This window comes from Streptomyces sp. ATLC9 (assembly GCF_057196705.1).
In genome coordinates this window covers 1-2,168 of record NZ_JBXUOY010000465.1, presented here as the reverse complement: position 1 = coordinate 2,168, position 2,168 = coordinate 1, and the positions used below count along the sequence as shown (strand labels likewise).

Annotated in this window: 2 protein-coding genes; one reads left to right on the top strand and one right to left on the bottom strand. The window is 73.6% G+C overall.

Annotation, left to right across the window (positions count from 1 at the left end; all coding sequences use genetic code 11):
- Window positions 1-916: DUF2637 domain-containing protein (locus tag AC2CJA_RS26300; RefSeq protein ID WP_484605159.1), on the bottom strand; the 916-nt coding region annotated here is incomplete at its 3' end.
- 304 nt (window positions 917-1,220) lie between these two features.
- Here AC2CJA_RS26300 and AC2CJA_RS26295 point away from each other — a divergent pair.
- Entirely contained in the window at window positions 1,221-2,099 is an 879-nt protein-coding gene (locus AC2CJA_RS26295; RefSeq protein ID WP_484605160.1) for a glycoside hydrolase family 19 protein, read from the top strand.
- Window positions 2,100-2,168: the final 69 nt, after the last annotated feature.

Sequence of the window (2,168 nt, the reverse complement as noted above, 5' to 3'; positions counted from 1 at the left end):
GCCCTCGGGGGAGCGGGCCGCGCCGCGGCGCCGGCGCGGGCCGGCGGGGCAGGGCGTGCCGGGGCTGGGTGAGGGTGATCTGCCCCACCAGCTGGTGGAAGCAGGCCAGGGCGGTGACCGGGGGGAGGCCCGCGGCCGCGACCCCGGTCAGGGTCCTGGGGGCGTGGGCCACGCACAGGGCCACCGCCACGGCCGAGAAGAGGATCACCACCGCCCAGGAGTGCCGGACCCGGCGCCGCAGCACGGTGGCGCGCAGGATCGACAGGGAGCCGGTGAGCCAGGGCCCGTAGATCAGCAGGGGCCACCACCGCGCCAGGCCGGCGGGGACGGTGGGCCCGGCCAGCAGGCGCAGGGGGTCGTAGGAGACCAGCCCGCCCAGCACGCTGACCATCGCCACGATGCCGGCGGTCAGCGCCGCCACGGTGTAGCTGAAGACGTGCAGCAGCGACAGTTCCGGCCGGTGGGGCGTCGGGCGCCTGCGGCGGTGGCGGCGTTCGGCGGCCGAGCGCCTCACCCGGCGGGCGGCGCCGCCGGGCCGGCCCGCCTCTCCCGCCTCCCCCGTGTCCCCGGCGTCGAAGCGGCGCAGCACCCGGGTGGCCTCGTCCGCGGCCGGTTCCGCCCCGGTGCGCACCGCACCCCGGGGCTGCTCGGAGGGCTGGTGGGGCCCGGCGTGCGCCGGATCGTGCTCCCGGCCGCGGGACCGGGGCGGTGCGTGGCCGGAGTCCCGCAGCAGCTTGGCGAGTTCGGCCTCGAAGTCCCAGGACGGATCGAGGACTTCCACATCGGGCGGAGCGGGGGCCCTCTGCTCCGGTACGAACCACGGGTCGAAATCCGGATGGACACCGTTGCGGTGCCAGTCGGGGTCCGGGCCCGCGGGCGTGCCGTACGGATCGAAGTGCGGGCCCTGGTCACTCACGACAGCCCGGTCCGGGAAGGCGGGTCGCGGGCCTGGAAGGCAGGTCTGGTGGAGTCACGTCCACATCAACGAAGGCGGGATCCGACCGGATGACCGGCATTCGGGTGAAGTCTCAATTCATACGATCGAGGTGAATGACCTTCGTTTCATTCCGGGGCGCCCGCACCCGGAGCCGGTCCGCCGGGGGCTCCAGTGGAAGGGGGTCTGGTCCGTACCTTGACTGGTGCAGACCAAAGCGCTTGAGTGTTCCCGTTCGTCAACCCCCCACGCCGGAAGGTGAGTTCAAGTGCTGAGAAAACGCCTCATGGCGGGTCTCGCCGCCTCCGTCCTCGCGGGCGCCCTGGCGGTCGCCGTGCCCGCGGCCTCCGCCTCCGCCGCCGAGTGCGCGACCCCGTGGAGCTCCTCGGCGGTCTATCTCGGCGGGACGACCGTCTCCCACAACGGCCACAACTGGACCGCCCGCTGGTGGACCCAGAACGAGGCGCCGCCCGGCACCTCCGGGGTCTGGAGCGACCAGGGCGCCTGCGGCGGCACGACCCCGCCGCCCACCGATCCGGACCCGTCGGGCTTCGTGGTCAGCGAGGCGCAGTTCAACTCGATGTTCCCGAGCCGGAACCCCTTCTACACCTACCAGGGTCTGAAGGCGGCCCTGAACGCCTACCCGGCCTTCGCGGGCACCGGCAGCGACACGGTGAGGAAGCGGGAGGCCGCCGCCTTCCTCGCCAACGTCGGTCACGAGACCGGCGGCCTGGTCCACATCGTGGAGCAGAACACCGCCAACTACCCGCACTACTGCGACAGCGGTCAGCCCTACGGCTGCCCCGCGGGCCGGGCCGCGTACTACGGGCGGGGCCCGATCCAGCTCAGCTGGAACTTCAACTACAAGGCGGCGGGCGACGCGCTGGGCATCGACCTGCTGCGCAACCCCCACCTGGTGGAGCGGGACGCCGCGGTCGCCTGGAAGACCGCCCTGTGGTACTGGAACACCCAGAGCGGCCCTGGCACCATGACCCCGCACAACGCGATGGTGGGCGGTCACGGCTTCGGCGAGACCATCCGCAGTATCAACGGTTCCCTGGAGTGCGGCGGACGCAATCCCGCACAGGTGCAGAGCCGGATCGACAACTACCAGCGGTTCGTTCAGATCCTGGGCACCACCCCGGGCGGCAACCTCGGTTGCTGACGGGCGGGGTTGGGGGGGGGGGGGGGGGGGGGGGCGGCGCGGGGCGCCGCCGCGGCGCGGGCCCCCCGC

What these genes read in the sequence shown, in the direction of transcription:
- AC2CJA_RS26295 (WP_484605160.1), top strand. Translation starts at nt 1,221, where the DNA reads ATGGCGGGTCTCGCCGCCTCCGTCCTCGCGGGCGCCCTGGCGGTCGCC.